The 992-nt window shown below is 47.2% G+C and carries 1 protein-coding gene; it reads left to right on the forward strand.

Annotated elements, in window-relative coordinates:
* Nucleotides 1–128 precede the first annotated feature (128 nt).
* Nucleotides 129–992 (forward strand): hypothetical protein (locus tag PKE99_RS37780; RefSeq protein WP_271215061.1); only part of this gene is annotated, 864 nt, incomplete at its 3' end.

Here is a 992-nt window from a genome sequence, read left to right on the forward strand (position 1 = left end):
AGAAGATAGTGTCTGCTGAGTGGGATGTAGTTAATCACCTTGCTCTTCAAACGTCGACATTCAGAAGCAGCCCCAAGTCCTTGCAGGCTATTCAAGCTCTGATTAACCCGGGCAAAGAGGAGCATTCTGTGCTCTCCGATGACCAGAGATTTAACTATATATATTTTGTTGTTAGAACGCTTGACTATCTGGTTCTTCCTGAGGCGAAGGTTCTAGAGGTGTGCAACTTTGTTTTGGATGAGTTGTTTTCCTTGCGTGAGTTTAACTATCAGAACGCATGCGAGGTCATGCATGGGCTTTTGAAGTTCTCTAGATCAAAGAGTCAGATAGTCGCAGATCACTTGTCTTCAGAGCTAGGGAAGATTGTCAGTAATGCGGGTGATGTGAATCGCATTAAGGCGATCTATATCCTGGGCAACTTCTATGCAGGATTCCGTGCGCGGAGACTTTCTCCGGTAAATGGAGAAGACTTTGAGTTGGTTTGGAGGTCGCTGGCGCCAGCGAGGACCTCCGTACGGTCGAATATGCTTGATAGGGCAAGGTTGGATATTAGTGAGGCTAGGTGTTTCATTTATATGTTCAAATCAAATGTGGTGGAGCTAATGGCCATTCACGGCTTGGGTCTGGCCATGTTCAATGGGGAAGACGCTGCTCCCTATGAGATTAATTCTCTAGCTTGTGTATTGGCGACTCAGTATTTGCTATTTGTAACCACTTCGCGCCGGAGTCTTTTGGATGAAGAGCGGTTTGACGAGAGCGATATCGCTGGAGGTATGGAGTTTATAGTTGCGGCAATGGAGTCACTTTCTATTTCTGGCGAGCTGGAAGATTTCCTTCGGAAGAACTGGAACCCGATTTCCGAGGAATCTCTTTTAGGGCTGTGGGACGTGTTCTTATACGCTGCGTCAAAGCCACGGGGCATTGTGCGTAGGCTACCCGCGGTAGCCGACGCCTTCTTTGTTCTTTTGATGTTGCAGATGAATGGTCACAAA

Source organism: Pseudonocardia halophobica (assembly GCF_027922425.1).
Taxonomy (GTDB): Bacteria; Actinomycetota; Actinomycetes; order Mycobacteriales; family Pseudonocardiaceae; genus Pseudonocardia; species Pseudonocardia halophobica.